The 26274-nt window shown below is 66.6% G+C and carries 27 protein-coding genes; 16 read left to right on the forward strand and 11 right to left on the reverse strand.

Translation table 11 applies throughout. The features are described from left to right. On the reverse strand, nt 1-762 hold the full coding sequence (locus ACFOYU_RS07210; protein ID WP_377033036.1) for an alpha/beta hydrolase: 762 nt from the start codon (nt 760-762) through the stop codon (nt 1-3). Nucleotides 763-861: 99 nt separating this feature from the next. Between ACFOYU_RS07210 and ACFOYU_RS07215 the strand changes: the two genes are divergently transcribed. The 6 genes from ACFOYU_RS07215 to pheT all read left to right on the forward strand — a co-directional run bounded on the left by ACFOYU_RS07215 (nt 862) and on the right by pheT (nt 7238). Further along, a complete protein-coding gene (locus ACFOYU_RS07215; RefSeq protein WP_377033037.1) occupies nt 862-2076 on the forward strand; it encodes a glycosyltransferase family 4 protein in 1215 nt (404 codons plus the stop codon). A gap of 139 nt (nt 2077-2215) precedes the next feature. Further along, on the forward strand, nt 2216-2737 hold the full coding sequence (gene infC / locus ACFOYU_RS07220) for a translation initiation factor IF-3 (RefSeq protein ID WP_226737104.1): 522 nt from the start codon (nt 2216-2218) through the stop codon (nt 2735-2737). A gap of 199 nt (nt 2738-2936) precedes the next feature. Further along, the gene (gene rpmI, locus ACFOYU_RS07225; protein ID WP_226736858.1) at nt 2937-3137 is read left to right on the forward strand and encodes a 50S ribosomal protein L35; all 201 of its coding nucleotides are present in this window, start codon (nt 2937-2939) and stop codon (nt 3135-3137) included. Between the two features lie 39 nt (nt 3138-3176). Beyond that, nucleotides 3177-3548, forward strand: a complete 372-nt coding sequence (gene rplT / locus ACFOYU_RS07230) for a 50S ribosomal protein L20 (protein WP_226736856.1) — start codon at nt 3177-3179, stop codon at nt 3546-3548. Between the two features lie 170 nt (nt 3549-3718). Next, a complete protein-coding gene (gene pheS / locus ACFOYU_RS07235) occupies nt 3719-4801 on the forward strand; it encodes a phenylalanine--tRNA ligase subunit alpha (RefSeq protein ID WP_377033038.1) in 1083 nt (360 codons plus the stop codon). Nucleotides 4802-4814: 13 nt separating this feature from the next. Next, complete coding sequence (gene pheT / locus ACFOYU_RS07240) at nt 4815-7238, forward strand: phenylalanine--tRNA ligase subunit beta (RefSeq protein WP_377033039.1); 2424 nt, start codon at nt 4815-4817, stop codon at nt 7236-7238. Between the two features lie 121 nt (nt 7239-7359). Here the strand turns inward: pheT and ACFOYU_RS07245 are convergent, their stop codons facing one another. Together ACFOYU_RS07245 and ACFOYU_RS07250 are read right to left on the reverse strand one after the other, a co-directional pair. Then, the gene (locus ACFOYU_RS07245; protein WP_377033040.1) at nt 7360-7653 is read right to left on the reverse strand and encodes a GIY-YIG nuclease family protein; all 294 of its coding nucleotides are present in this window, start codon (nt 7651-7653) and stop codon (nt 7360-7362) included. Then, a complete protein-coding gene (locus tag ACFOYU_RS07250) occupies nt 7646-8482 on the reverse strand; it encodes a molybdopterin-synthase adenylyltransferase MoeB (protein ID WP_226736847.1) in 837 nt (278 codons plus the stop codon). The genes ACFOYU_RS07245 and ACFOYU_RS07250 overlap by 8 nt, the downstream gene beginning before the upstream one ends. 153 nt (nt 8483-8635) lie before the next feature. Here ACFOYU_RS07250 and ACFOYU_RS07255 point away from each other — a divergent pair, with 153 nt between their 5' ends. From ACFOYU_RS07255 to ACFOYU_RS07300, 10 genes are all read left to right on the forward strand, one after another. Further along, nucleotides 8636-9640: a BMP family protein gene (locus ACFOYU_RS07255; protein ID WP_226736845.1), complete on the forward strand. Its 1005-nt coding sequence runs from the start codon at nt 8636-8638 to the stop codon at nt 9638-9640. Between the two features lie 119 nt (nt 9641-9759). Beyond that, nucleotides 9760-11283: an ABC transporter ATP-binding protein gene (locus ACFOYU_RS07260; RefSeq protein ID WP_226736843.1), complete on the forward strand. Its 1524-nt coding sequence runs from the start codon at nt 9760-9762 to the stop codon at nt 11281-11283. After that, nucleotides 11283-11717 carry a VOC family protein gene (locus tag ACFOYU_RS07265; protein ID WP_377033041.1) on the forward strand — a complete coding sequence of 145 codons (435 nt, stop codon included), beginning with the start codon at nt 11283-11285 and terminating at the stop codon, nt 11715-11717. Before ACFOYU_RS07260 ends, ACFOYU_RS07265 begins: the two co-directional genes overlap by 1 nt. Further along, nucleotides 11714-12817: an ABC transporter permease gene (locus ACFOYU_RS07270; RefSeq protein WP_226736838.1), complete on the forward strand. Its 1104-nt coding sequence runs from the start codon at nt 11714-11716 to the stop codon at nt 12815-12817. The genes ACFOYU_RS07265 and ACFOYU_RS07270 overlap by 4 nt, the downstream gene beginning before the upstream one ends. A gap of 4 nt (nt 12818-12821) precedes the next feature. After that, a complete protein-coding gene (locus ACFOYU_RS07275; RefSeq protein ID WP_226736836.1) occupies nt 12822-13727 on the forward strand; it encodes an ABC transporter permease in 906 nt (301 codons plus the stop codon). A 1-nt stretch (nt 13728) separates the two neighbouring features. Beyond that, nucleotides 13729-14133 (forward strand): cytidine deaminase, encoded by a 405-nt coding sequence (cdd, locus tag ACFOYU_RS07280; protein WP_377033042.1) that lies wholly within the window; start codon nt 13729-13731, stop codon nt 14131-14133. 10 nt (nt 14134-14143) lie between these two features. After that, the gene (locus tag ACFOYU_RS07285) at nt 14144-14959 is read left to right on the forward strand and encodes a purine-nucleoside phosphorylase (protein ID WP_377033043.1); all 816 of its coding nucleotides are present in this window, start codon (nt 14144-14146) and stop codon (nt 14957-14959) included. Beyond that, complete coding sequence (deoC, locus tag ACFOYU_RS07290; protein WP_377033044.1) at nt 14952-15713, forward strand: deoxyribose-phosphate aldolase; 762 nt, start codon at nt 14952-14954, stop codon at nt 15711-15713. Before ACFOYU_RS07285 ends, deoC begins: the two co-directional genes overlap by 8 nt. Nucleotide 15714: 1 nt before the next feature. Beyond that, nucleotides 15715-17043, forward strand: coding sequence for a thymidine phosphorylase (deoA, locus tag ACFOYU_RS07295; RefSeq protein WP_377033045.1), 1329 nt, complete (start codon nt 15715-15717; stop codon nt 17041-17043). After that, nucleotides 17040-17981: a glyoxylate/hydroxypyruvate reductase A gene (locus tag ACFOYU_RS07300; protein ID WP_226736826.1), complete on the forward strand. Its 942-nt coding sequence runs from the start codon at nt 17040-17042 to the stop codon at nt 17979-17981. Before deoA ends, ACFOYU_RS07300 begins: the two co-directional genes overlap by 4 nt. Here ACFOYU_RS07300 and ACFOYU_RS07305 read toward each other — a convergent pair. The 8 genes from ACFOYU_RS07305 to ACFOYU_RS07340 form a co-directional block, all read right to left on the reverse strand. Next, nucleotides 17978-18829 (reverse strand): NlpC/P60 family protein, encoded by an 852-nt coding sequence (locus tag ACFOYU_RS07305; RefSeq protein WP_377033046.1) that lies wholly within the window; start codon nt 18827-18829, stop codon nt 17978-17980. The two genes, ACFOYU_RS07300 and ACFOYU_RS07305, sit on opposite strands and share 4 nt — an antisense overlap. Continuing rightward, nucleotides 18826-19173: a MarR family transcriptional regulator gene (locus ACFOYU_RS07310; protein ID WP_226736822.1), complete on the reverse strand. Its 348-nt coding sequence runs from the start codon at nt 19171-19173 to the stop codon at nt 18826-18828. The genes ACFOYU_RS07305 and ACFOYU_RS07310 overlap by 4 nt, the downstream gene beginning before the upstream one ends. 74 nt (nt 19174-19247) lie before the next feature. Continuing rightward, nucleotides 19248-20630 carry a leucyl aminopeptidase family protein gene (locus tag ACFOYU_RS07315; RefSeq protein ID WP_377033047.1) on the reverse strand — a complete coding sequence of 461 codons (1383 nt, stop codon included), beginning with the start codon at nt 20628-20630 and terminating at the stop codon, nt 19248-19250. A gap of 36 nt (nt 20631-20666) precedes the next feature. Beyond that, nucleotides 20667-21584: a 2-dehydro-3-deoxygalactonokinase gene (locus tag ACFOYU_RS07320; protein ID WP_377033048.1), complete on the reverse strand. Its 918-nt coding sequence runs from the start codon at nt 21582-21584 to the stop codon at nt 20667-20669. A gap of 47 nt (nt 21585-21631) precedes the next feature. After that, nucleotides 21632-22261, reverse strand: a complete 630-nt coding sequence (upp, locus tag ACFOYU_RS07325) for a uracil phosphoribosyltransferase (RefSeq protein WP_226736816.1) — start codon at nt 22259-22261, stop codon at nt 21632-21634. 36 nt (nt 22262-22297) lie between these two features. Next, complete coding sequence (locus tag ACFOYU_RS07330) at nt 22298-23551, reverse strand: URC4/urg3 family protein (protein ID WP_377033049.1); 1254 nt, start codon at nt 23549-23551, stop codon at nt 22298-22300. Nucleotides 23552-23644: 93 nt separating this feature from the next. Next, nucleotides 23645-24907, reverse strand: coding sequence for a GTP cyclohydrolase II (locus ACFOYU_RS07335; RefSeq protein ID WP_377033050.1), 1263 nt, complete (start codon nt 24905-24907; stop codon nt 23645-23647). Nucleotides 24908-25032: 125 nt separating this feature from the next. Continuing rightward, the gene (locus ACFOYU_RS07340; protein ID WP_377033051.1) at nt 25033-26253 is read right to left on the reverse strand and encodes a phosphopentomutase; all 1221 of its coding nucleotides are present in this window, start codon (nt 26251-26253) and stop codon (nt 25033-25035) included. Nucleotides 26254-26274: the final 21 nt, after the last annotated feature.

A 26274-nucleotide genomic window follows, 5' to 3' on the forward strand; every position in this document is an offset into this window, starting at 1 on the left:
TCAGACCATCGCCTTGATCGCCCCGATCAGGCGCTCCAGATCCTCCGGCCGGGAAAGGCGGTGATCTCCATCCTTGATGAGGGTAAGAGAAACGCTGTCCCCCGGCAGGTGCTCGACAAGTTGCAGCGCGTGCTGCCAGGGCACGTCGGGGTCCTCCATCCCCTGCAGGATATGGACGGGACAGCCCGTCTGGATCGGGCCGCCGAAGAGAAGATGGTTGCGGCCGTCCTCGATCAGTCCCTTCGTGATCGGATAGGGATCCTCCGAATACGCCGAGGGGCGGTGATAGACGCCGGTCTCCTCGACGGCCCGCTTGATGTCCTCCGGAAACCGGTCCCACATCAGCCTCTCCGTGAAGTCCACGGCGGGAGCGATCAGCACCATTCCCACCGGGCTGAGGTCCGGACGCGCCGCTATCAGGCGCCGTGCGGCCAGAAGGGCGATCCACCCTCCCATCGAGGAGCCGACGAGGATGGGCCTGCCGGTGACGAACCGCTCCAGGACCTGGAGCGTATCCTCCAGCCAGCGGGAGATGGTGCCGTCCTCGAAGGCTCCGCCCGACTCGCCATGGCCGCTATAGTCGAAGCGCAGGAAACTGCGCCCGGTTCGCTCCGCCCACTCGTCCAGAAAGGCCGCCTTCGTGGAACGCATGTCCGATTTGAAGCCGCCGAGCCAGACGACCGGAGGGCCCTTGCCCTCCCGTATGAGCACAGCAATCTGACGCGCCTCGGCCCCCTGGCCGACGGTGTGGCTTTGCGGCATGGTTAACTCATCCTCAACTGCTTTGACGCAACGTTTACGCATGATTCTCCGACAAAGGCTCTTACATCTGTGAGTTTTTCAACGCGACCCGGCGGAGGGATGGCGTTTCCGACCTCCCAGTTCCATCCGCTGGCGGGACGGACGATCCTCCAGATCATTCCAGAGCTCGAGGCCGGCGGTGCGGAGCGCACCACCGTGGACATCGCCGAGGGGCTTGCCCAGGCGGGAGCCCGGGCCCTGGTGGCGACCGAAGGCGGGCGCCTCGTCGGCGAGCTTCAGGCCAAGGGCGGCGTCTGGATACCCTTTCGCGCCGCGACCAAGAACCCGTTCTCCATGGTGGTCAACGTGCGGCGGCTCGCCCGTATCTGCTACCACGAGAGAGTGGCTCTCATCCACGCCCGCTCCCGTGCCCCCGCCTGGGTCGCCCTGGGGGCTGCGCGCTCGCTCAACCTTCCCTTCGTGACGACCTATCACGGAAGCTATTCCGGCCGGTCGTCGGTGAAGGTTCTCTACAATTCCGTGATGGCGCGCGGCGACGCGATCATCGCCAACTCGCACTATACGGGCGACCTGATCCGGTCGGTCTATCCCCAGAGTGCGGATCGGATCCGGGTCATCCATCGCGGAACGGATTTTTCCGTGTTTTCGCCTTCGGCCGTAGCGCCGGAGCGGGTGGAGAACCTGCGGAAGGTCTGGAACGTCGCTCCTCACGAGCGGATCGTGCTCCTGGCGGCGCGCCTGACGGGCTGGAAAGGCCAGAAGATCCTCATCGAGGCGGCGGCCAAGCTTCGCGACCAGGGGGTGAGGGACGTGGCCTACATCCTGGCCGGCGACCCGCAGGGACGCGATTCATACGTTCGTGACCTGGAAAATCTCATCGAAGCCCGCAAGCTGACGGGCGTCGTTCGCCGGGTAGGGCACTGCACCGACATGCCGGCGGCCTTCCTGGCCGCATCGGTCGTGACCGTTCCCTCCACGGAACCGGAGGCCTTCGGCCGTTCGGCCGTGGAGGCCCAGGCCATGGGGACGCCCGTCGTCGTGTCGGATCTCGGCGCCGTGCCGGAGACGGTCCTGTCCCCGCCCGCGGTCCAGTCCCATGAACGGACGGGCTGGCGGATCCCGCCGGCCGACGCGGATGCCCTGGCGGAGGCCGTGGGCGAGGCCCTGGGGCTGGGCGCCAGCGCCCGAATCGCGCTGGGAGCCCGTGCGCGGGCTCATGTGGAGCACCACTTTTCGCTGGAGCGGATGGTCGCCAGCACGCTGGATGTGTATTCCGAGCAGCTGGAAGGCCATTTCACGCGCAGAACAAGTTGACTTCGCGCGCATTTGCGCGAAATGTCAGGTTATCCGTGGCAAAAGTCGAGCATGAGTCAGCGGGCCCCGTCAGTGGCCGCCATTCCCGACTGAGCCCGTCAAACAGGAGATACGAGCCATTCGCAGACCAATGAGACCGATGCCGGTTCCGCAGAAAGACGGACCGCGCGCCAACCGAGACATTCGCGGTGTTCGCGAAGTGCAGCTGATTGACGAATCCGGCCAGAACAAGGGTGTGATGCCCTTCTTCGACGCGTTGCGCCTGGCCGAGGATGCGGGGCTCGATCTGGTGGAGATCGCCCCCAACTCGTCCCCGCCGGTCTGCAAGATCCTCGACTACGGCAAGTATCGCTTCCTGGAGCAGAAGAAGGCCGCCGAGGCGCGCAAGAAGCAGAAGACCGTCGAGGTCAAGGAGGTCAAGCTGCGCCCGGGCATCGACGATCACGATTACGACGTCAAGATGCGGGCCATGAAGGGCTTCTTCGAGGAAGGGAACAAGGTCAAGATCACCTTGCGCTTCCGCGGCCGCGAGATGGCGCACCAGGACCTGGGCCTGAAGGTCCTGGACCGGGTCAAGTCCGACGTGGGCGATCTCGCCAAGGTCGAGCAGGAGCCGAATTTCGAAGGCCGTCAGGTCGTCATGGTCCTGGCGCCGCGGTAAGCCGCCGGCCGGGACGGAATTCGTGGCCGTCGGGCAACCGGCGGCCATTGCTTTTTGGGCGGTCTTCTGCCATAAGCCGCCCTTCATCGAACCGCCCGGCTGATTAAGGGCTGCCGTGGCGGTTTGTTTTGCTCATAGCAGCAATGAAAAGGCCGAAAGGGCGGTTCGCCCCCTCGCGGCCTGTCCAAAGGAGAGCCAAATGCCCAAGCTGAAGACGAAGTCGGGCGCGAAAAAGCGCTTCAAGATCACTGGCACCGGCAAGGTCGTTTACGCCCAGGCCGGCAAGCGCCACGGGATGATCAAGCGGACCAACAAGCAGATCCGCAACCTGCGCGGCACCAACGTCCTGTTCGAGGGCGATGCGTACAACGTGAAGAAGTACTTCCTGCCGAACGGTTAAGGCGGTCTCTTACATCCCTGATTTTGAAGGAGTTTTTAAATGGCCCGCGTCAAACGGGGCGTTACCGCCCACGCCAAGCACAAGAAGGTTCTGAAGGCCGCCAAGGGTTTCTACGGCCGCCGCAAGAATACCATCCGCATCGCCAAGCAGGCGGTCGAGAAGAGCATGCAGTATGCTTATCGCGACCGTAAGAACAAGAAGCGCACGTTCCGCGCTCTGTGGATCCAGCGTCTCAACGCGGCGGTCCGCGAGCACGGCCTGACCTATTCCCGATTTATCGACGGTCTCGGCAAGGCCGGGGTCGAGGTCGATCGCAAGGTCCTGTCCGAAATGGCCATCCACGAGCCGGCGGCCTTCGCCGCTTACGTGGAGCGCGCCAAGGCTTCCCTGCCTCAGCAGGCGGCTGCGTAAGGACAACCTGGCTTCGGCGCGGCGGGGATCTCCCGTCGCGCCGCCCTTTCCCGCCACCGAGACCATCCGCACCGACGGCCCGAAGGCCGTCATTGACATTTTGCGGCTCGGAAGGCTTGACGGTTCCCGTGCCGCGCATCACTCAAGCGCTTGCATCTGGCAAGGGACCGATGACCGATCTCAATCAACTCGAACGTGACCTGCTGACCCAGGTCGAAGCTGCCGGCGACGAAGCGGCTCTCGAATCCGTGCGCGTCTCCGCGCTCGGCAAGAAGGGCTCCGTCTCCGAACTGCTCAAGACCCTCGGCGCCATGACGCCCGAGGAGCGCAAGGAGCGCGGCCCTCTCATCAACGGCCTGCGCGACAAGGTGCAGACCGCCATCGCGACCCGGCGGGACACCCTGGCCGAGGCAGCCCTCGAGGCCCGTCTCGCCGCCGAGCGCATCGACGTGACGCTGCCCGTGCCGGAGGCTCCCGAGAGCCGCGGGCGCATCCACCCGATCAGCCAGGTGATCGAGGAGCTGACGGCGATCTTCGCCGATATGGGCTTCTCCGTGGCCGAGGGGCCGGACATCGAGACGGACTACCTCAACTTCACGGCCCTGAACTTCCCCGTCGGCCACCCGGCCCGGGAGATGCACGACACCTTCTTCCTCGCCCCGGACGAGAAGGGCGAGCGCAAGGTGCTGCGCACCCACACCTCGCCGGTGCAGATCCGCACCATGACCAGCCAGGCGCCGCCGATCCGGGTCATCATCCCGGGCCGGACCTACCGTCATGACTCCGACCAGACCCACACGCCGATGTTCCATCAGGTGGAGGGCCTCGTCATCGACAAGCAGGCGAACATCGCGCACCTGAAGTGGATCCTGGAAGAGTTCTGCAAAGCCTTCTTCGAGGTCGACCAGGTGAAGATGCGCTTCCGCCCGTCCTTCTTCCCCTTCACCGAACCTTCGGCCGAGGTGGACATCCAGTGCTCGCGCAAGGGCGGCGAAATCCGCTTCGGCGAGGGCGAGGACTGGCTCGAAATCCTCGGCTGCGGAATGGTGCACCCGAACGTGCTGCGCAATTGCGGCCTCGATCCCGACGAGTACCAGGGCTTCGCCTGGGGCATGGGGATCGACCGCATCGCCATGCTGAAATACGGCATGCCGGATCTGCGCCCCTTCTTCGAGGCGGATGTGCGCTGGCTGAACCATTACGGCTTCCGCCCGCTCGACATTCCGAGCCTCGTGAGCGGCCTGACGGCGTAAAAGGAGAGCAACGATGAAATTCACCCTCTCCTGGCTCAAGGATCACCTCGAGACCACGGCTTCTCTCGACGAGATCGTGGAGACGCTCACCCGCATCGGCCTGGAGGTCGAGGGCGTGGAGGACAAGGCGAAGACCCTGGCGCCCTACAAGGTGGCCTATGTGGTCTCCGCCGAGCAGCACCCCAATGCCGATCGCCTGCGCGTCTGCGTGGTCGATACGGGCGAGGGCGCCCCGATCCAGGTGGTCTGCGGCGCTCCCAATGCCCGCACCGGCATGAAGAGCGTGTTCGCGCCTCCCGGCACCTACATTCCGGGCAAGAACATCACTCTCGGCATCGGCACGATCCGTGGCGTCGAGAGCCGGGGCATGCTGTGCTCGGCCGCGGAACTCGAGATCTCCGACGATCACGACGGCATCATCGACCTGCCCGAGGATGCGCCGGTCGGTCAGGCCTACGCGGCCTATGCGGGTCTCGACGACCCGGTGATCGAGATCAACCTCACGCCGAACCGGCCGGACTGCACCTCGATCTATGGCATCGCCCGCGATCTTGCCGCTGCGGGTCTCGGCACGCTCAAGGACGGAACGGTTCCGTCCGCCGCGGGGAAGGGGGCCTGCCCGGTCTCGGTGACCCTGGACTTCGCCTGCGGGGACGAGAATCTGTGCCCGACCTTCGCGCTCCGCCTCGTGCGCGGCGTGAAGAACGGCCCGTCCCCCGAGTGGATGCAGCGCCGGCTTCTCTCCATCGGCCTCCGGCCGATCAACGCGCTCGTCGACATCACCAACTACGTGACCTTCGACCGGGGCCGTCCGCTCCACGTCTTCGACGCCAGGAAGGTGAAGGGCAACCTCACCGTCCGGCGGGCGAAGGAGGGTGAGGAGGTGCTGGCCCTCGACGGGCGCACCTACAGGCTCGATCCCGGCACCGTGGTCATCGCCGACGAGGCCGGCGTCGAGTCGATTGCCGGCATCATGGGCGGCGAGCATTCCGGCTGCGACGAGACCACCACGGACGTGCTGATCGAATCCGCTCTGTGGGACCCGCTCAACATCGCGCAGAGCGGCCGGAAGCTCGGCATCATCACCGATGCCCGCTACCGCTTCGAGCGCGGCGTCGATCCGGAATTCACCGTGCCGGGGCTCGATCTGGCGACCAAGCTGGTTCTCGATCTCTGCGGGGGCGAACCGACGGAGGCCACGGTGGCAGGCGAGGTGCCCGACACCAGCCGGGTGATCGACTTCCCCTGGTCGGAGGTGCCGCGCCTGTCGGGGCTCGACGTGCAGCCGTCGGAATCGAAGCAGATCCTGGAAAAGCTGGGCTTCGGCCTGTCCGGCTCGGGCGACCGGGTCAGCGTCACGCCGCCGTCCTGGCGGCCGGATATCGAGGGCAAGGCCGACCTGGTCGAGGAGGTGATCCGCATCGCCGGCGTCGACCGCATCGAGCCGAAGCCGCTCCCGCGCCTGGAGGCGGCAGTCGCCAAGCCGATCCTGACCCTGATCCAGAAGCGCACCCGGCTCGCCAAGCGCACGCTGGCGGTCCGCGGTCTGGTGGAGGCCGTGACATGGTCCTTCATCGCCAAGCACGAGGCGGAGCTTTTCGGGGGCGGCGATGCGCGTCTGGCGCTGGCCAACCCGATCGCATCCGAGCTTTCGGACATGCGCCCGAGCCTGCTGCCGGGCCTGATGAAGGCCGCGCAACGCAATGCGGATCGCGGATTCGGCGATGTCGCCCTGTTCGAGGTCGGCCAGACCTTCTCTTCGGATGAGCCGGAGGGCCAGAACGTCAAGGCGGCGGCCGTCCGTCGCGGCACCGCAAGGGCCGAGGGCGTGGGCCGCCATTGGAACGGCGGCGGGCAAACCGTCGATGCCTTCGATGCCAAGGCCGATGTCATGGCGCTGCTGGCGACGCTTGGCATTCCGGCCGGCGGCCTGCAGGTCGTCGCCGGCGGTCCCGCCTGGTTCCATCCCGGCCGCTCGGCCACCCTCCAGTTCGGCCCCAAGAACGTGGTCGGCGCCTTCGGCGAAATCCACCCGAAGGTGCTCAAGGCGCTCGATCTCAAGGGGCCCCTGGTCGGCTTCGAGCTGAACCTGGATGCGCTGCCGCCACCGAAGGCGAAGCCCACCAAGATGAAGCCGAAGCTGGCGCTGTCCGATTTCCAGCCGGTCACCCGCGACTTCGCCTTCGTGGTGGGCCGTCAGGTGCAGGCCGGAGACATCGTGAAGGCGGCTCAGGGCGCCGAGCGCCAGCTCATCGTGGGCGTCGACGTGTTCGATATCTACGAGGGCACCGGCATCGACCCGGACAAGAAGTCCGTCGCCATCGCCGTGACGCTCCAGCCGACCGAGAAGACGCTGACCGACATCGAGATCGAAGCCGTCTCGGCCAAGATCGTCGGCGAGGTCTCGAAGAAGACCGGCGCGGTTCTGCGGGGGTGACCCCTTGGCAGTCATCCCGGGGCCGCGCAGCGGAACCCGGGATCGCCCTCGGAACAGGGCGCTTTACTCGTCCTTCAATCCCGGATCGCGGTTCTGCCCGATTCGGGATGCCGATTGGGATCTAGGGAACGAACTCTTCCGCCAAGTCGCGCCACTCGGGGTTGTCGCGCTCGATCAGCTCAATTTTCCAGGCTCGCCGCCATTTTTTGAGCTGCTTTTCACGGGCGATGGCCGTCAAAGGGTCGTCGAAGACTTCGAAGTAAACGAGCCGATCCACATTATAGCGGGCGGTAAACCCAGGGATGGTATGGGTTTTATGCTCAAAGACCCGCTTATGCAGATCGCTGGTGATGCCGATATAAAGCGGCCCGTCCTTTCGCGTCGCCAAGATATAGACGTAGAAGGCTTTAGCCATCTGCGAGCTTTCCGAACGATCCCGGATCTTCGCTGCGCTCCGTCCGGGATGACGCCGGTGGGGTACCACTCAACGGATTGTTCTCGTCCCAGCCGTAGCGGACCGTATCGAACCGCATCGAGCGGGCATCCACCATCAGAAGCCGGCCGACGAGGCTCTCGCCGAAGCCGGTGATCTCTCGGATCGCCTCCATGGCCATCAGGCTGCCCATGACCCCGGCCAGCGCCCCCAGGACGCCGGCCTCGGCGCAGGTCGGGATCGCACCCGGCGGAGGCGGGGAGGGGAAGAGGCAGCGATAGGTCGGGTTCGGCCGCCCGTCCGGTCCCGCCTCATGGGCCCGGATCGTGGTAAGCGAGCCGTCGAACTGCCCGAGGGCCGCCGTGACGAGGGGCTTGCCCTCGAAGAAACAGGCGTCCGAGACCGCATAGCGGGTCTCGAAGTTGTCCGATCCGTCCGCCACCACATCGTACGAGCCGACCAGGCTGCGGGCATTCGTCTCCGTCAGGCGGCTGGCATGAACCTCCACGGCCACGTGGGGGTTGATCCGCCGGACCGCCTCCGCCGCGCTCTCCGCCTTGGGGCGGCCGAGGTCGGCCATTCCATGGATGACCTGCCGCTGAAGATTGGACAGGGAGACCTCGTCGTCGTCCACGATGCCGATCGTGCCGATCCCCGCCGCGGCCAGATACTGGATCAGCGGCGCACCCAGGCCGCCGGCGCCGATCACGAGTATGCGAGCGGCCTTGAGCTTGAGCTGCCCGGGGCCGCCGATATCGCGAAGGACCAGATGCCGGGCGTAACGTTCGATTTCGTCGCTGGAGAGGGTCATGGCCAGACCTTATCGACATGCGCGCGCCTATCAACCATTCTGGGAGGAATTGACCGGTGCGGCTTGACAGGCGCTTGGCGGCATGGCCCTTCCCGTGCCATCGTCAAGGCGCAACCGGGTAACAAAGCCGGCGTCAAACAGGGAACTTTGCCGATGACAGTCACCAAATTCGGTCTCGCACTCGCAGGCCTCGCTTTTTCCGCTACGGCAGTTTTTGCTCAGCAGCCAGCCTTCAAGCCCGCCGTCGTCTACGATCTCGGCGGCAAGTTCGACAAATCCTTCAACGAAGGCGTTCACGCGGGCGCGGAGAAGTACAAGAAGGACACGGGCACCGAATATCGCGATTTCGAACCCCAGAACGATGCGCAGCGTGAGCAGGCGCTCCGCCGCTTCGCCCGCGACGGCTATTCGCCGATCGTGGCCGTGGGCTTCAGCCAGGAATCGGCCCTGAAGAAGGTGGCCGAGGAATTCCCGAAGACGCAGTTCGCCATCATCGACGCCGTGGTCGAGAAGCCGAACGTGCAGTCCATCGTGTTCAAGGAGCACGAGGGCTCGTTCCTGGTCGGTCTCCTCGCCGCCATGGCCTCCAAGACCGACAAGGTCGGCTTCGTCGGCGGCATGGACATTCCGCTCATCCGCAAATTCGCCTGCGGCTACGTGCAGGGCGTGAAGCATGCCGAACCCAACACCGAAGTGTTCCAGAACATGACCGGCACCACCGGCGCTGCCTGGAACGACCCTGTGAAGGGCGGCGAGCTCGCCAAGAGCCAGATCGACCGTGGCGCGGACGTGATCTACCACGCGGCAGGCGGCACCGGTGTCGGCGTTCTGCGCGCTGCCGCGGATGCGGGCAAGCTCGGCATCGGCGTCGACTCCAACCAGAACGGTATGCACCCGGGCAAGGTCCTGACCTCGATGGTCAAGCGTGTCGACAACGCCACCTACAACGTGTTCGATCAGGCCAAGAAGGGCACCTTCAAGTCCGGCGTCTCCGTGCTCGGCCTCAAGGAGGACGGCGTGGCCTGGGCGCTCGACGAGCACAACAAGGCGCTCATCACCCCCGAGATGAAGGCTGCTGCCGACAAAGCCGCCGAGGGCATCAAGTCCGGCGCCATCAAGGTCCACGACTACATGTCGGACTCCAAGTGCCCGGTCTAAGATAAAGTCTCGCCGGACGCCGGTTTTCAGGCCGGCGTCCGGAACTGTTTTGACGATAGTTTCTTCATGTTTCTGATCCCGGCATCCACGCGCACCGGCCGGGAGGATGTTTGAGGCTCATGTCCCCCGCCATCCAACTGTCCGACATCAACAAGCGCTTCGGCGAGGTTCATGCCAACAAGGACGTGAATCTCACCGTCGAGCGCGGCACGATCCACGGCATCGTCGGCGAGAACGGCGCGGGCAAGTCGACGCTCATGTCGATCCTCTACGGGTTTTACGAAGCGGATTCCGGCGAGGTCCGGGTCGGCGGCAAGCCCGTCGCGATCCGCTCCCCCGCCGACGCCATTCATGTGGGCATCGGCATGGTCCACCAGCACTTCATGCTGGTGGAGACATTGACCGTGGTCGAGAACGTGATGCTCGGCGCCGAAGGCGGGACGATGCTGCGCGCGGGCGAGGCGAAGGTGCGGGCCGAGCTCGCGCGTCTGGCGCGGGACTACGGCCTCGAGATCGACGTGGATGCCATCGTGGGCGACCTCTCCGTCGGCCTGCAGCAGCGCGTCGAGATCCTCAAGGCTCTCTATCGCGGGGCGGACATCCTCATCCTCGACGAGCCGACGGCGGTGCTGACGCCGCCGGAGGCGGATGCGCTTTTCGAACTGCTCCAGGCCCTGAAGGGCCAGGGCAAGACGGTCATTCTCATCACCCACAAGCTGCGCGAGATCATGGCCGTGACCGACCGCGTCTCGGTCATGCGCCGCGGCGAGATGGTCGCCACCGTGGAGACCAAGGATACATCTCCGCCGGAGCTTGCGGAGCTCATGGTCGGGCGGCGCGTCCTGCTGCGGGTCGAGAAGTCCGAACGCCAGCCGGGAGCGCCCCTGCTCGAAGTCGAGAACCTCTCCGTCATCGACCATCGCGGCGTGCAGCGGGTTGCGAGCGCCTCCTTCAAGGTCCATGCGGGCGAGATCGTCGGTATCGCCGGCGTCGCCGGCAACGGACAGAGCGAATTGCTCGAAGCGCTCGCCGGAATGCGGCAGCCCACGGTCGGCACCATCCGGTTCGAGGGGCGCCACATCCGCCTCAGGGACTACAATCCGCACCACATGCGGCAGCTCGGGCTGCTCCACGTGCCGGAGGACCGGCTGCGCATGGGGCTCGTTCCGGCCTTTCCGGCTTTCGAGAGCGCGGTGCTCGGCTTCAGCGACGAGCCGCATCTCGGCCGCGGGCCGATCCTCGACCACGACCGCATGGTCGCGGATCTCGCCGCCAAGATGGAGCATTACGATGTCCGCCCGCCGGCGCCCCGGCTGAAGACGTCGAAATTCTCCGGCGGCAACCAGCAGAAGATCGTGCTGGCCCGCGAGATCGAGCGGAACCCGAAGGTGCTTCTGGTCGGCCAGCCGACACGCGGCGTCGATATCGGCGCCATCGAGTTCATCCACCGCCGCCTGATCGCCCTGCGGGATGCCGGCGTCGGCATCCTCCTCGTCTCGGTCGAGCTCGACGAGATCATGAACCTGTCCGACCGCATCCTCACCATGTGCGGCGGCCAGATCACCGGCGAGCGCAAGCCTTCGGAGACCAGCGAGCAGGATCTCGGCCTCCTGATGGCCGGCGTCGCCGACGAGGCCGCGTGATGCAGCCACGCCTTTCCCTCGTCACCCTGGGCGTCGCCGACATCGCCAGATCGCGTGCCTTCTACGAGGCCTGGGGCTGGAAGGCGTCCTCGATCAGCCAGCCGCAGGTCGTCTTCTTCCAGGCGAACGGGCTGGCGCTCGCGCTCTTCGGTCGCGCCGATCTCGCGAAGGATGCCGGCGTGGAGGATCGCCCGACCGGGTTTTCCGCCGTCACGCTGGCCTACAACGCGCGCTCGAAGGCGGAGGCGGATCAGGTCTATGCCCGCGCCGTCGAGGCCGGAGCTCATCCCGTCAAGCCGCTGCAGGATGTGTTCTGGGGCGGCTACTCGGGCTATTTCTCCGATCCGGATGGGCACCTTTGGGAGGTGGCCTGGAATCCGTCCTTTCCTCTCGATGAGCAGGGCCATCTGTTCCTGCCGGATAGTCTGACGTGAGCGCTCCCATCGACCTGCCCAAATGGGCCGACACCGTCGTCGTGCCTGCTCTCTCTGTCGTTGCGGCCTTTCTCGTCGCCGGTCTCGTCGTGCTGGGCATCGGCGAAAACCCGCTGACGGCGACGCGCGTGCTCCTTCAGGGAAGTCTCGGCACAGGGGAGGGGCTCGGCTTCACCCTGTTCTACATGACGGATTTCATCTTCGTCGGGCTTGCCGTGGCCGTGGCCTTCCATGCGGGCCTGTTCAACATCGGCGGCGAGGGTCAGGCGACCCTGGCGGGGCTAGGGGTGGCGCTCGTTCTCAACAACCTCACCTTCCTGCCGGGCTTCCTGCTGATCCCGCTCGGCATCTTGGGCGCAGCCGCCTTCGGCGCGGCATGGGCCGCGATCCCGGGCTATCTCCAGGCCAAGCGCGGCAGCCACATCGTCATCACGACGATCATGTTCAACTGGCTCGCCAGCGTGCTGATCGTCTATCTGCTCGTGAACGTGCTGCGCGAACCGCAATCCATGAACCCGGAAACGCGGGCCTTTCCCGAGCAGTCCTACATTCCGTTCATGCACGAGGCGCTGGGCGCCTTCGGCATCCAGGTGCCGCCGTCCCAGCTCAACCTCACCCTGTTCCTGGCGCTGGCCGCCGCCTACGGCGTGTGGCTCCTCATCTACCGCTCGCGTCTTGGCTATGCGATCCGCGTGGTCGGCGCGAACCCGACGGCGGCGGTCTATGCAGGCATCTCTCCCGCACGCATCATCATCATCGCCATGGTGATCTCGGGCGCCCTCGCCGGAGGCCTCGCGGTCAACGAACTGATGGGCTACCAGCATCGCCTGCTGCTCGAGTTCACGGCGGGTTACGGATTCGTGGGAATCGCGGTGGCCCTGATGGGACGTGCGCACCCGGTGGGCATCATTCTGGCTTCGCTGCTGTTCGGCATCCTCTATCAGGGCGGCGCGGAACTCGCCTTCGAGCAGCCTGCCATCACCCGCGACATGGTGGTGGTCATCGGCGGCATCATCATTCTTTTTGCGGGAGCCCTGGACGGGCTGTTCCGACGCCTCGTGGCCCAGGCCATGACGCGGTCGCGGTTGGCGAGGGCCTGAAGCCATGGATCTCGGCACCATCGTCACCATCTTCGACTCGTCCCTGCGGCTGTCCATTCCTCTTCTGGCCGCGTGCCTGGCGGGCCTCTGGTCCGAGCGCTCGGGGGTGGTCGATATCGGCCTCGAGGGCAAGATGCTGGTCGCGGCCTTCGCGGCCGCCGCCGCATCCTATGCGTTCGGCTCGGCCTGGATCGGCCTTTTCGCCGGCATCGGAGCCTCCATCGTCTTCGCCCTGATCCATGGCTTCGCCTCCATCAGCCAGCGCGGCAATCAGATCGTCTCCGGCGTCGCCATCAACATGCTCGCCGCAGGACTGACGGCCATCGTCGGCAATGCCTGGTACGGACAGGGCGGACGGACGCCGCCGCTCGAGGGCGAGCAGCGCTTCGGGGACGTGATCCTCGGGCATTCGGCGCTGGTCTACATCGTGCTCCTCGCCGTGCCGCTGACCTGGTTCGTGCTGGGGCGCACGCGCTTCGGGCTGCGCCTGCGGGCGGTCGGCGAGAACCCGGCCGCCGTCGATACGGCGGGCATCTCGGTCACGGGTCTGCGCTATGCCGCGGTCGTCATCGGCGGTGTCCTGTGCGGCTTCGCGGGAGCCTATCTGTCCGTCGGCCAATCGGCGGGCTTCCTGCCCAACATGACGGCGGGCAAGGGGTTCATTGCGCTTGCGGCGCTGATCTTCGCCAAGTGGCGCGCGTGGCCGGCGCTCGGAGCCTGCTTCCTGTTCGGCCTTCTGGACGCGGTCGCCATCCGCCTCCAGGGCATCGCGCTCCCCGGCATCGGCGAGGTGCCGGTGCAGGCCATCCAGGCCTTGCCGTATCTCATGACCGTCATCCTGCTCGCAGGCGTCATCGGAACCGCCATTCCGCCTCGCGCGTCCGGCATTCCCTATGTGAAGGAGCGCTGACATGCCCTCGATCGATGTGCTTTTCGAAGCCGCGAAGGCGATTCAGGCCAAGGCCTATGCCCCCTATTCCCGCTTCAAGGTCGGGGCCGCCATCGCGACGCCCGATGGCAAGGTCTTTACCGGCTGCAACGTGGAGAACGCGGCCTATCCGGTCGGGAGCTGCGCGGAGGCAGGCGCCATTTCGGCGATGATCGCGGCCGGCGGGAGCCGTATCGCGCAGATCGTCGTGATGGGCGAGGGCGAGAATCTGGTCACGCCCTGCGGCGGCTGCCGCCAGCGCATCCGCGAATTCGCGATGCCCGATACGCCGATCCACATCGCCGGGCCGGAAGGAATCCGGAAGAGCTTCACGCTCGATGAGCTGTTGCCCTTCTCGTTCGGACCCGACAATTTAGGTGCTCGATAAGAGATTTGTGATGCAGCAGAACGTTCAGGAGGCGGCCGAATTCGCGCGCGCCCGCGGCTTCGACGGCCGCTTCGACGCCGCCTTCGTGCTCGGCACCGGGCTCGGCCCTCTGGTCGATGAGCTCAGCGACCCGGTGAGCCTGCCTTACGCGGAGATTCCGCACTTTCCCAGGAGCGGCGTGTCGGGCCATGCGGGCCGCCTCGTGGCCGGCACCCTGGAAGGCAAAAGGGTTCTCCTATTCCAGGGACGGGCGCATTACTACGAGACGGGCGATGCGGGCGCCATGCGGGTGCCGGTCGCCTTCGTCAAGGAACTCGGTGTTTCCACCCTTGTCCTGACCAATGCCGCCGGCTCCGTCCGCCCGGAGATACGCCCGGGCAGCCTCGTGGCGATCGGCGATCATCTCAATCTCTCGGGCAGCAACCCGCTGCTGCGCGATCACACGGAGGGGCGCTTCGTCTCCCTCACGGGCGCCTATGACGAAGACCTGCGCCGGACGCTGCAGAAAGCAGCCGGAAAGATCGGCCTCGAACTGCCCGAGGGCGTCTATGCTTGGCTCTCCGGCCCGAGCTTCGAGACGCCCGCCGAAATCAGGATGGTTCAGATCCTGGGCGGCGATCTCGTCGGCATGTCCACGGTGCCGGAAGTGATCCTCGCGCGCTATTACGGCCTCCGGGTCGCGGCGGTGTCCGTCGTCACCAACCTGGCGGCCGGAATCGAGGGAGCCTCGCCCTCGCATCAGGAGACCAAGGACACGGCGGCCGAGGCCTCGGACAAGTTCAAGCGTCTCATTCGTGCATTCGTTGCGGAGCTCCCCCATGACTGACGCCGAAACGGCCGAGCGCGCCCTGCGCTGCCTGGATCTCACGGACCTGACGGACAACTGCACCGATCAGGCCATCGACGCTCTCTGCGCCAAGGCTCTCGATCCGCGCGGGCCTGTGGCTGCGGTCTGCGTCTGGCCGCAATTCGTCGTCCGTGCGCGGGAGACGCTGCGCGGCTCGTCCGTTCGCATCGCGACAGTCGTGAACTTCCCCGGCGGCGGCGAGGATGTGGGACGCGTCACGGACGACGTGCAGGAAGCGCTGGCCGACGGCGCGAACGAGATCGACCTCGTGCTGCCCTACGATGCCCTGCGCCGCGGCAATCCTGCGATTGCGGCCGAGATGATTGAGGCCGTGCGTGAGATGACCGATCAGGGCCGCCTGCTCAAGGTCATCCTGGAAACCGGTGAGTTGAAGGAGCCGGCCCTGATCGAGAAGGCGAGCCGCCTCGCGGTCGATGCCGGGGCGGACTTCATCAAGACCTCGACGGGAAAGACGCCCGTCTCGGCCACGCCCGAAGCCGCCGAGATCATGCTGAACGTCATCAAGGCGTCCGGGCGCCCTGTCGGGCTGAAGCCCTCGGGCGGCATCCGCACGCTCGCCGACGCCAAGATCTATCTCGACCTTGCCGACCGCATCATGGGGCCGGGCTGGGCCAAGCCGCAGACATTCCGCATCGGCGCCAGCAGCGTCTATGATGCGCTCATCGCCGCCATCGAGGGACGGGCCAGCACGGCAGCCGTCGGAACCTACTGACATGACCCACCTCCCGCAGGAAATCATCCGCCGCAAGCGCGACGGCGGCGTGCTCGCAGCCGAGGACATCCACAGCTTCATCGAAGGCCTCACGTCGGGCCGCGTCTCCGAGGGGCAGGCGGCATCCTTTGCAATGGCGGTGTTCTTCCGCGGCCTTTCGATTCCGGAGCGCGTGGCGCTGACCCAGGCCATGACGCAATCGGGGGAAGTGCTGAAGTGGAACCTGCCCGGGCCGGTGCTCGACAAGCACTCCACGGGCGGCGTGGGCGACACGATCAGCCTCGCGCTCGCTCCCGCCGTGGCCGCGTGCGGCGGCTATGTGCCGATGATCTCGGGCCGAGGCTTGGGCCATACCGGCGGAACGCTCGACAAGCTCGATTCCATTCCCGGCTACGTGTCGCAGCCCGACATCGAAACGTTCCGGCGCGTCACCGCCGAGATCGGCTGCGCCATCATCGGGCAGACGGCCGATCTCGCACCGGCCGACAAGCGCCTGTACTCGATCCGCGACGTGACGGCGACCGTGGAATCCATCGATCTCATCACCGCCTCCATCCTGTCCAAGAAGCTCGCCGCCGGCCTGCAGGGCCTCGTCATGGACGTGAAGTTCGGCTCCGGCGCCTTCATGGACAATGCCGCCGACGCACGCGCCCTGGCGGAGAGCCTCGTTCTCGTCGCGAACGGCGCCGGACTGCCCACGAGCGCGCTGCTGACCGACATGAACGAACCCCTGGCATCGGCCGCCGGAAATGCCGTCGAGGTCCGGTACATCGCCGATTACCTCACGGGCCGCCGCCGCGAGCCCCGCTTCCACGAGGTGAACGTGGAGCTGTGCGCGGAAATGCTCGTTCTGGGCAGGCTCGCCTCGGGCATCGCGGACGCCCGCGCCAGGATCGAGGACGCCATCTCGTCGGGCAAGGCGGCTGAGATTTTCCAGCGCATGGTCGTTGCGCTCGGCGGGCCTGCCGACCTTCTCGATCACCCCGGCCAGCATCTCAAGGCCGCTCCCGTCATCCGCCCGGTCCATGCGGAGCGGCCGGGCACCGTGCAGACGATCGCGACCCGCGACGTCGGCGTTGCCGTCGTGGCGCTCGGCGGAGGACGGACCCGGCCGCAGGATCCCGTCGATCATGCGGTCGGCCTGACCGATCTCGCCGGGATCGGAGAGACGGTCGACCGGGAGCGCCCGCTCGGCATCGTCCATGCCCGCAGCGAAGAGGCCGCCGAAGCCGCCGCACGCCATCTTCGCGCCGCCTACGGCGTTGGCGTCGGCGACGGAGCGGTCGAGCCCGGCGCCATCGTCCTCGAACGGATAGGAGCTTCCGCGTGACCTTGCTCGTTGCTCTCACCTGGCAGCCGGAGCCATGGGTGGAACGCTTCAGGGCGCATCTGCCCGGGCGCGAGATCGTGGTGCTCGGCGAGGATCTCGACAGAAGCAGCGTGCGCTATGTGGCGACCTGGGGTCCCAAGCCCGGCAGCCTCTCGGGGCTGCCCGCGCTGGAGGCGATCTTCTCGCTCGGGGCCGGCGTCGATCATCTGATGGGCTATCCCGATCTGCCTGACGTGCCCATCGTGCGCGTCTCCCAGGACGATCTCACCCATCGCATGAGCGAATACGTGGTGATGCACTGCCTCATCCATCTGCGCGACCAGCGCCGCTACGATGCCGATCAGCGCGCCAGGCGCTGGGACGGGGAACGGGCTCCGCCGATTGCGGGCGATGTGCGCGTCGGCGTGATGGGCTTCGGCGTCCTGGGCCAGGACGCGGCGAGAAAGCTCAAGGTCATGGGCTTCGATGTGGCCGGCTGGAGTCGCAGCCCGAAATCGGTCGAGGGCTTCGAGGTCTATTCGGGAGAGGATGGCCTCCGCGCATTCCTCGCCCGCACGGACATCCTGGTGAGCCTGCTCCCCCTCACTCCCGAGACGCGCGGCATCCTCAATCGCAGCCTGTTCGAGAAGCTTGCCCGCGACGGGCGTCTCGGCGGACCGATCCTGATCAATGCCGGGCGGGGCGGCTCCCAGGTGGAGGCGGACATCGTCGCCTGCCTCGACGACGGGACGCTGAAGGCCGCAACCCTCGACGTGTTCGAGGTGGAGCCCCTGCCGCAGGATTCTCCGCTCTGGACGCATCCGCGCGTCACGGTCACGCCGCATAATTCGGCGGTGAGCGATCCCGAGATGACCGCGCGCTACATCGCCGACCAGATCCGCCGCCACGAGGCGGGGCAGCCGTTCCAGAACGTGGTGGACCGCACGCGCGGTTATTAGCCGAGCCGTTTGATCGCGCTGATCGGGCCGTAGCTGGTTTTCCGGATGCGTTCCTCGGCCACGGCCAAGGGCTCGATAGAGACCGTCATGCTGTGACCGGTCGCATGGATCAGCCGGCTCTCGTCCAGCATCAGGCCCACATGCCCCTTCCAGAACACGAGGTCGCCGCGTTTGAGGCCGCCGAGGTCGGGACGCACCTCGACCTCCGTTCCGAGCTGCTCTTCCTGCATGTCGCTGTCCCGGGGCGCCTTGATGCCCGCAGCCGTCAGCACGGTCTGGGTGAGGCCGGAGCAGTCGAGGCCGGTGCTCGTCTTGCCTCCCCAAAGGTAAGGCGAATGGAGGAAGCGTTCGGCCACGGCGACGTAGTCGCTCTCGTGGCTGTCGAGGTCGGACAGGTGCGCGGCAAAGACCCAGCCGCCGGTGGCGAGGCGGGCGTAGTCGCCCTGAAATTCCGTGATCGCCAGCTTCGAATTGAGGGTCAGGCAGCCCAGGTCGGGCAGCTTCAGATTGGGGCCGGGATACACGAAGGTGCGGATGGCGCCGACCCGGTGGGTCGGCGCGGGACCCGGCTCGCCCAAGGCCTCGCTCGGCAGGTAGCCCACATAGCCGTCGTCGTGGAGCTGGACCCAGGACCAGCCCTCGTGCTCGTCGTAGACGGTCACGCCTTCTCCCATGATCGCCTGCGTATCGACGGGAGCCTCCCGCGACGGGTGCCGGTGCAGGGATGCGTAGGGGACGGCAACGCGCATGGGGGTGCCGGTGGCGAAACGCTCCGCTTCCACCTGCCCGCGCAGCTTCTCGTCGGCCAGGTCCGGACGGAAGGGCGTGATGCGGCGGTCGAAGGTCATAGGGGCAGCTCCTTGGCGCGGGCAGTGATAATGTCTCCTAACCGCTCCACCGCCAACGCGCCAGCCACCGTGCGCTGAATGATGACATTGCGCCGATCCGTCTCATCCCGGCGGCGGGAAACCAGGTCGAGCTTGCCCATGGTGTCGAGCGCGCGCGTGATGACGGGCTTGGTCACGCCGAGCTTCTTGGCGAGCCCGCGTACCGTGTGCGGCGGCGTCTCCAGGTAGATGGTCAGCAGAATGGCCATCTGGCGCGCGGACAGGTCCTCGCCCTGATGCACCAGGTCGAGATGCACGTCGTGCCAGAGCTTGAGGGATTGGAAAGCACGCAACTCGACAGGCATGGCTGCACCGCTCGTTTCGGGCCCGCATTATTGGCCCTGGAGCAGGCGGTGCAACCGCTCTTCGGAACTATGCTTTAGGAACCGTATCGCTGCTTGAGCAGGGCATAGATCAGCCGCGCCGCCTGCACCTCGCCTCCTTCGGGGCGGGCGGGCTTGGCGGAGCTGTTCCAGGCGAAGATGTCGAAATGGACATAGGCCTTCGCCGCGCTCACGAAGCGGCGGAGGAACAGGGCGGCGGTGATCGAACCGGCCAGGGGGCCGCCGGTGTTGTTCATGTCGGCGAATTTCGAGTCCAGCTGGCTCTGATACGGCGCCCAGAGGGGAAGCCGCCAGACCGGATCGTTCACGGCCATGCCGCACTCGGCGATCTCCGCCGCCAGCGCATCGTCGTCCGTGAAGAAGGGCGGAAGCTCAGGGCCCAGGGCAACGCGCGCCGCGCCCGTGAGGGTCGCGAAATCCACGACCAGCTCGGGGCTCTCCTCGTCCGCGAGCGCCAGGGCGTCGGCCAGGATGAGGCGTCCCTCGGCATCCGTGTTGCCGATCTCGACCGTGATGCCCTTGCGGCTCTGCAGGATGTCGCCGGGACGGAAGGCGTTGCTGGAGATCGAGTTCTCGACGGCAGGGATGAGCACGCGCAGACGGACCGGAAGGTCGGAGCCCATGATCATGGCGGCCAGCGCGAGCGTGGCGGCCGCGCCGCCCATGTCCTTCCTCATGAGGAGCATGGACGAGGACGGCTTGATGTCGAGGCCGCCGGTGTCGAAAGCCACGCCCTTGCCGACGAGCGTGATGCGCGGCGCATCCTCCCGCCCCCAGGTGAAGTCGATGAGGCGCGGCGGCGTGGCCGAGGCGCGGCCGACCGCGTGAATCATCGGGAAGTTCTGCTTGAGCAGATCGTCGCCGACGATGCTGCTGAAGGCCGCGCCGTGCTTGTCCGCGAGCTTCCGGGCGGCGGCCTCGATCCCGTCGGGGCCGAGATCGCTGGTCGGCGTGTTCACGAGGTCCCGGCCCATGGCAACGGCATCGGCGATGCGGGACACCTCGTCCGCATCGACCCCGCTCGGCACGACCAGGCGAGCCGATTTGGCCGGGCGCTTGCGATAGCGATTGAACGAGTAGGAGCCGAGCAGCCACGCCAGAGCGGCAAGGGCGGGGTCGGGTGTCGCGGTCTCGAAGCGGTAGACGCCGTCCGGAAGCAGAGCGGGCAGCTTGCCGACGAGGAAGGGGTTGGGGTGCTTGGCACCTTCCCCATCGAGGCCGAAGACGGCGCCCAGCAGGCCTCCATCCGCATCCGGCAGCAGGCAATGGCTGCCTGCCTTCGCCTCGAACCCTTGAGCCTTCGCGAAGTTCTGAGCAGCGGCCGGGAGATCGGTTGCCAGCTGAGGCCACGTTGCTTCGCTCACGAGCCAAATCGGCAGCGAACTTTCCGTCGAGGAGGCGAGAAGGGGGTGGTGCATCGGTGAAATCTCGGCGAGGGGAACGAAGGGGCGGGTCTATGCTGCGGCCTGCGCATGGTGGCGCACGATTCGCGCAAGGCCTGCGATGAGAGCCTGCTTCGGAGCGCGGATCTGCGCCGCGATGCCATGGCGCGCGAGAGCGCGGACATAGAGATCGGCCCGCGGGGCATCGGCCAGGATCGTCACGGAGGCAGGCTTGTCGAACTGGAACAGGGCGCTGTTGATCTCGTCCCCCGTGAGGAGGCCCGAGAGGTAGGGGCCCAGCAGATTGGTTTCCATGCGCCCGGACACCACGGCCGCGCGGGCGCCGAAGAGCAGGTGAAGGAGGCCGACCCGCCGGTCGCCCGTCTCGCCGCTGTTGCGGGCCGCCGCATCCAAGCCCAGATCGAACCCCTTCGGGTCGCCGGGCTCCGTTGCGGGCCGCCCGATCATGGAATGCTCGCGGAGCAGGGCGTACATCTCGCCGGTCATGTAGGTGGCGAAGCGCTGGACGCGTCCTGCCCGCATCTCGATCCACTTCGGATGGGTGCCGGGCGAGCAGACGATCCCGTCCTCCACGCCGGAGCCGAGCACCAGCGTTTCCTCTCCGCGCATGACGTCGGAGGCGCCGGGCGCCGGTTCGCAGAAGAGGCCGGGCACGATATGGGCCTTGCGCCCGCCGTCCAGATCCACGGGAATCATCGCCCCGGCGATCTCGGCCGGGCCTGCGGGGCAGGTGGCATAGGGCGCCATCACCCAGCCTTCGCGGCTTCCGACCATTCCCACGAGGAGAACCGGCGCCGCTGGCTCTGCTTCGAGCCAGCGTCCGCATTGCCGCAGGAAGACGCCGCGATGCTCTCCCGCCTTCAGGGCGGACACTCCCTCGTCGGAGGAGACCTCGTCGAGAATGGTCTCGTTCTCGATGAGATATCCGCGGAAGCGGGTGGTTCCCCAATCGGCGACGATGAAGCGCAAGGCCGGCAATCCCCTGGTTTTCAGAGAGGGCTTAACAGAACAGGCGTTCAGCGCGTTCCATACATCCGGTCGCCGGCGTCGCCGAGGCCCGGAACGATGTAGCCGTGATCGTTGAGATGGCTGTCGACGGCGGCCGTCCAGATATGGACGTCGGGGTGAGCGCCGCGCAGCTTCTCGATGCCTTCGGGGGCTGCGAGCAGGCACACGAAACGCAGATCCTTCGCTCCGCGCTCCTTGAGCCGGTCGATGGCGGCCACGGCGGAGTTCGCCGTGGCGAGCATGGGATCGAGCACGAGCACCATGCGGTCGGCGAGATCGGAGGGCGCCTTGAAATAGTACTCCACCGCCTGCAGCGAATCCGGGTCGCGGTAGAGGCCGATATGGGCGACGCGCGCGGCGGGGACCAGGGTCAGCATTCCGTCGAGAAAGCCGACGCCGGCCCGCAGGATCGGCGCGAAGACCAGCTTCTTGCCGGCGATCTGCGCCCCTTCCATCGTGGTCATCGGCGTTTCGATCTCGATCCGCTCCATGGGAAGGTCGCGGGTCACCTCATAGCAGAGGAGCATGCCGATCTCGTTGAGGAGCTGGCGGAATCCCTTCGTGGAACGCTCCTTGTCCCGCATCAGCGTCAGCTTGTGCTGAACCAGCGGATGATCGACCACGGTCACGCCCTGCATGCTCTTTCCCTCTTTGAAGCTCGTGTGCTGGTTCATCTAAAACACCGTTCCGTCGCTGATGATCGTGAGGGGCGGCGAGCCGTCCTGGCGCCGCTCCCTGGCCAGTCTGCGCCCGGTCGCCCAGGTGCCGCCTTCGAGCACCTTCGCGAGCGGAAAATCTTCCGCCTTGAAGCCCAGCCTGGACCTGATCGGATCGGCAATGCGGTCGAGAAGGGCAACCGTCAAGGCCCGCCACTCGACGACGAGCGTCGAATCGACGGTGTGGGAGCGCTCGGCATCCGCCGGATCCTTCAAGGCCAGCACGCCTGAATCGAGGAAGAGGCCGCCGTTGCGATATTCGGGCAGGCCGGTGAGGCCATCGACCTCCACGACCGTGTAGCCCGCCCATTCCAGGGGCTCGATCAGCGAGTAGGCCAGCCACTGGGACAGCTTGTGGAAAGGCACCAGGCCTTTGGTCACGTCGGGCGCCTCGACCAGCGGGTGGCGCCAGGTGTCGCCGAGGTCCACGCCGCCGAGGGTGATGCGGCCGGGCCAGATCGGGCCGAGATGGTCGAGAAGGGCATCCAGAATGGAGGTCGCCCGAATCGTGTCGCCCTCGGCGGTCTCCGCGATCACGTCGAAGAGGCCGCCCGGACGCGGATCGTCATGCTGGCCGAAGATGTCCGGATTGGTCGCGACGACCCGGCCGAGGCGGTTGAGCAGGGAGGCCCGGCCCTCGACTCCGATCAGGGGATTGTCCTGCGTCACCTGAAATCCGGATGCCAGGTCGTCCGGCGCAAGAGTGAGCAGAACATCCGCATCGACGCGGAAAGGATCCTCGGGCCGGCTGGAAAAGGCGCCGCCGATGAACATGTCGAAGCTCGCGACGGCCAGGCCTTCCGACCGGATATAGGTTTCGCCCGTACGCCCTTCTTCGTAACGCCACTGCGCGCCGGCACCGGCATCGAGCAGCACCGAGACGATGGCGAGGTCGAAGGCGGAACGGGCCATGGCGGCGGCGTCGGGCCAGGGGGCCCCGTGCATCACCGCGTCCCACCGGTCGTGACCTCCCGCGGAGAAGTGGCGCCAGCGGGCATGGAAGGGGATCTCGAGGGCGGGATAGGCCTCACGGATCGTGGCGACGACCTCGTCGGCGCAAGAGTCGAGCCGGTCGAGATGAACGTTGAAATGCCGGAGGCGGCCGTCGAGGCCATGCCGGAGAATCTGGTGAGACCTGTCGCGAACGGCCGCGGCGGACAACAGGCTGCGGGCGGCTTGTGTTTCCGAGGAAATGTTAGGCTGATCCGTCACGCAAGGCCCCGATGCTTCCGAAGGAGAAGCGTTAGCATAGAGTGAGGCTCCGCAGCACTCTCGCACGGAGCCGTTTGAAGAGAAGGTTAAGAGCTAGAAGCGCTCGAGGTCGCGGCCCTTCACCTTGTCTAGTTCCGAGGCATCGGGCGCGCCGTCGGGAGTGTAGTAGCCGGCCGCCTTCTTCGCCTCCAGCTCCACCTGCGCATCCGGAGGCACCAGCTCGGGCGGGATGGGGACACGCTCCACCACCTCGATTCCGGAACCCGTGATGGCGTCGTACTTCATGTTCGACATGGACATGAGCCGGTCGATGCGGCGGATGCCGAGCCAGTGCAGCACGTCGGGCATGAGCTGCTGGAAGCGCGCGTCCTGCACCCCGGCCACGCACTCGGTACGCTCGAAATAGGTGGTTGCGGAATCGCCACCCTCCTGCCGCTTGCGGGCATTGTAGACGAGGAACTTCGTGACCTCGCCGAGCGCCCGCCCTTCCTTGCGGTTATAGGCGATGACACCGACGCCGCCGGACTGGGCCTCGCGCACGCATTCCTCGATGCCGTGGACCAGATAGGGACGGCAGGTGCAGATGTCGGAGCCGAACACGTCCGACCCGTTGCACTCGTCGTGCACGCGGCAGGCGGTCCTGCGCTTCGGATCGCTCAGGCCCGCCACGTCGCCGATGATGTAGACGGTGGTGTTGCCGATCGGCGGCAGGAAGACGCTCATGTCCGGGCGTGTGACGAGCTCCGGGAACATGCCGCCCGTCTGCTCGAACAGGGTGCGCCGCAGCTCGCCCTCGGAGCAGCCGAACCGAGCCGCGATGCCGGGCAGGTACCAGACCGGATCGACCGCCACCTTCGTGACGGAGATGTCGCCCGATTCATGCAGGACGCCACCGTCGGCCTTCAGGCGGCTGGAGCCCATGGCGGAGAGGATCTCCGGCATGTTGAGGCGCGCCTTGGTGACCGCGATGGTGGGGCGGATGTCGACGCCTCCCGCAATCTCGGCCTTGAAGACCTGCCCGACCATGTGCCCCCAGGGATCCAGGGAGACGATCTTGCCGGGCTCGAACCATTGCGGATGGGGGCCGATCTCCGTGGTGGGGTGGGTGTTGTGCAGATCGGGCCGCGCCACGGGATTGAGGGCGCGTGCGGAGATCGCAAGGGCCCTGTAGAGCGAATAGGAGCCGCCATGGGCCCCGATCACGTTGCGGTCTGCGGGATTGGTCACCGACCCGATGATGGGGCCGCGCTCCCTCGGATTTTCGGCTCCCCACTTGATCGGATGGCGGCTTGTGGCGGCTGAAGGCTCCGGGTGGGACGTAAGCCGGATATGGGTCGAGCGGTTGGGTGAGCTCATAAATTCAAGTTCCACGCGTGAACGGGAAGACTCCCCATGGACCGTCCGGAGAGTCTCCTTACGATCTATGGGAATCTGATCCAAAGTTGCGGGCGCGTCAATGACCCCCGGTACACGCCGGGCGTCTAGAGCCAGGATCGGCCTTTTCCCGCATGGCCGACATCGAGATGGGCCAGCACACTGGCTCCGATATCGGCGAAGCTGCTGCGCTTGCCGATGGCGGCCGGCTCGACCTCCGGCCCGAAGCACAGGATCGGGATGTTCTCCCGCGTGTGGTCCGTGCCTTGCCAGGAGGGATCGTTGCCGTGATCGGCGGCGATGATGACGAGATCGCCCGGTTCGAGGACGGCCTCGATCTCCGGAACGCGCCGGTCGAAGGCCTCCAGCGCCGCCGCATAGCCGGGAATGTCGCGGCGGTGGCCGTACTCGCTGTCGAAATCGACCAGATTGGCGAAGACGAAGCCGCCGTCGCCCAGACCCCGCATGGCGTCGATGGCGGCCGACAGGCAGGCGTCGTTGCCGTTGGGCTTGATTTCCCGCCCCGTGCCGCGATGGGCGAAGATGTCGCCGATCTTGCCGACGGTGACGACCAGGCGGCCCGCCTTCGCCAGCGTGTCGAGAATGGTGTCGGACGGGGGAGGGGTGGCGAAATCCTTGCGGTTGCCCGTGCGCCTGAAGCCCTCCTCGGGCGAGCCGACGAAGGGGCGGGCGATGACCCGGCCGATCTTGTACCGGTCGCAGAGCTCGCGCCCGATGCGGCAGAGGTCGTAGAGCCGCTCCAGCCCGAAGGTTTCCTCATGGGCGGCGATCTGCAGCACGCTGTCGACGGAGGTGTAGCAGATCGGCTTTCCCGTCCGCATGTGCTCGGCGCCGAACTCGTCGATGATCTCCGTGCCCGACGCGTGCTTGTCGCCGAGAATTCCGGGAAGGTCCGCACGAGCGATCAGCGCATCCGTCAACTCCTTCGGAAAGGACGGAACGGTGTTCGGGAAGTAGCCCCAGTCGAAGGCGACCGGCACGCCTGCGATCTCCCAGTGGCCCGAAGGCGTATCCTTGCCTTTCGAGGTCTCGATTCCGTAGCCCCAGGCGCCCTTCAAGGGGCCCTTCGGCTCCAGATTGGGCGGGATCCTGCCCGTGGACGCCTCGCAGGCGAGGCCGAGGCCGAGCGCCGCCATATGGGGCAGATGGAGCGGACCCTGGCGCAGGCCCGCCCGGTCGCCGCGGCCCGTGGCGCAGGCCTCCGCAATGTGCCCGACCGTGTCGGCGCCCGCATCGCCATAGGCGGCAGCGTCCTGCGCTCCGCCGATGCCGACGGAATCGAGCACGATGAGAAGGGCGCGGGGCATGGTGTCTGTCCTTCGGGTCAG

Origin of the sequence: Microvirga sp. GCM10011540, assembly GCF_042650665.1 — a bacterium.
Lineage (GTDB): Bacteria > Pseudomonadota > Alphaproteobacteria > Rhizobiales > Beijerinckiaceae > Microvirga > Microvirga lenta.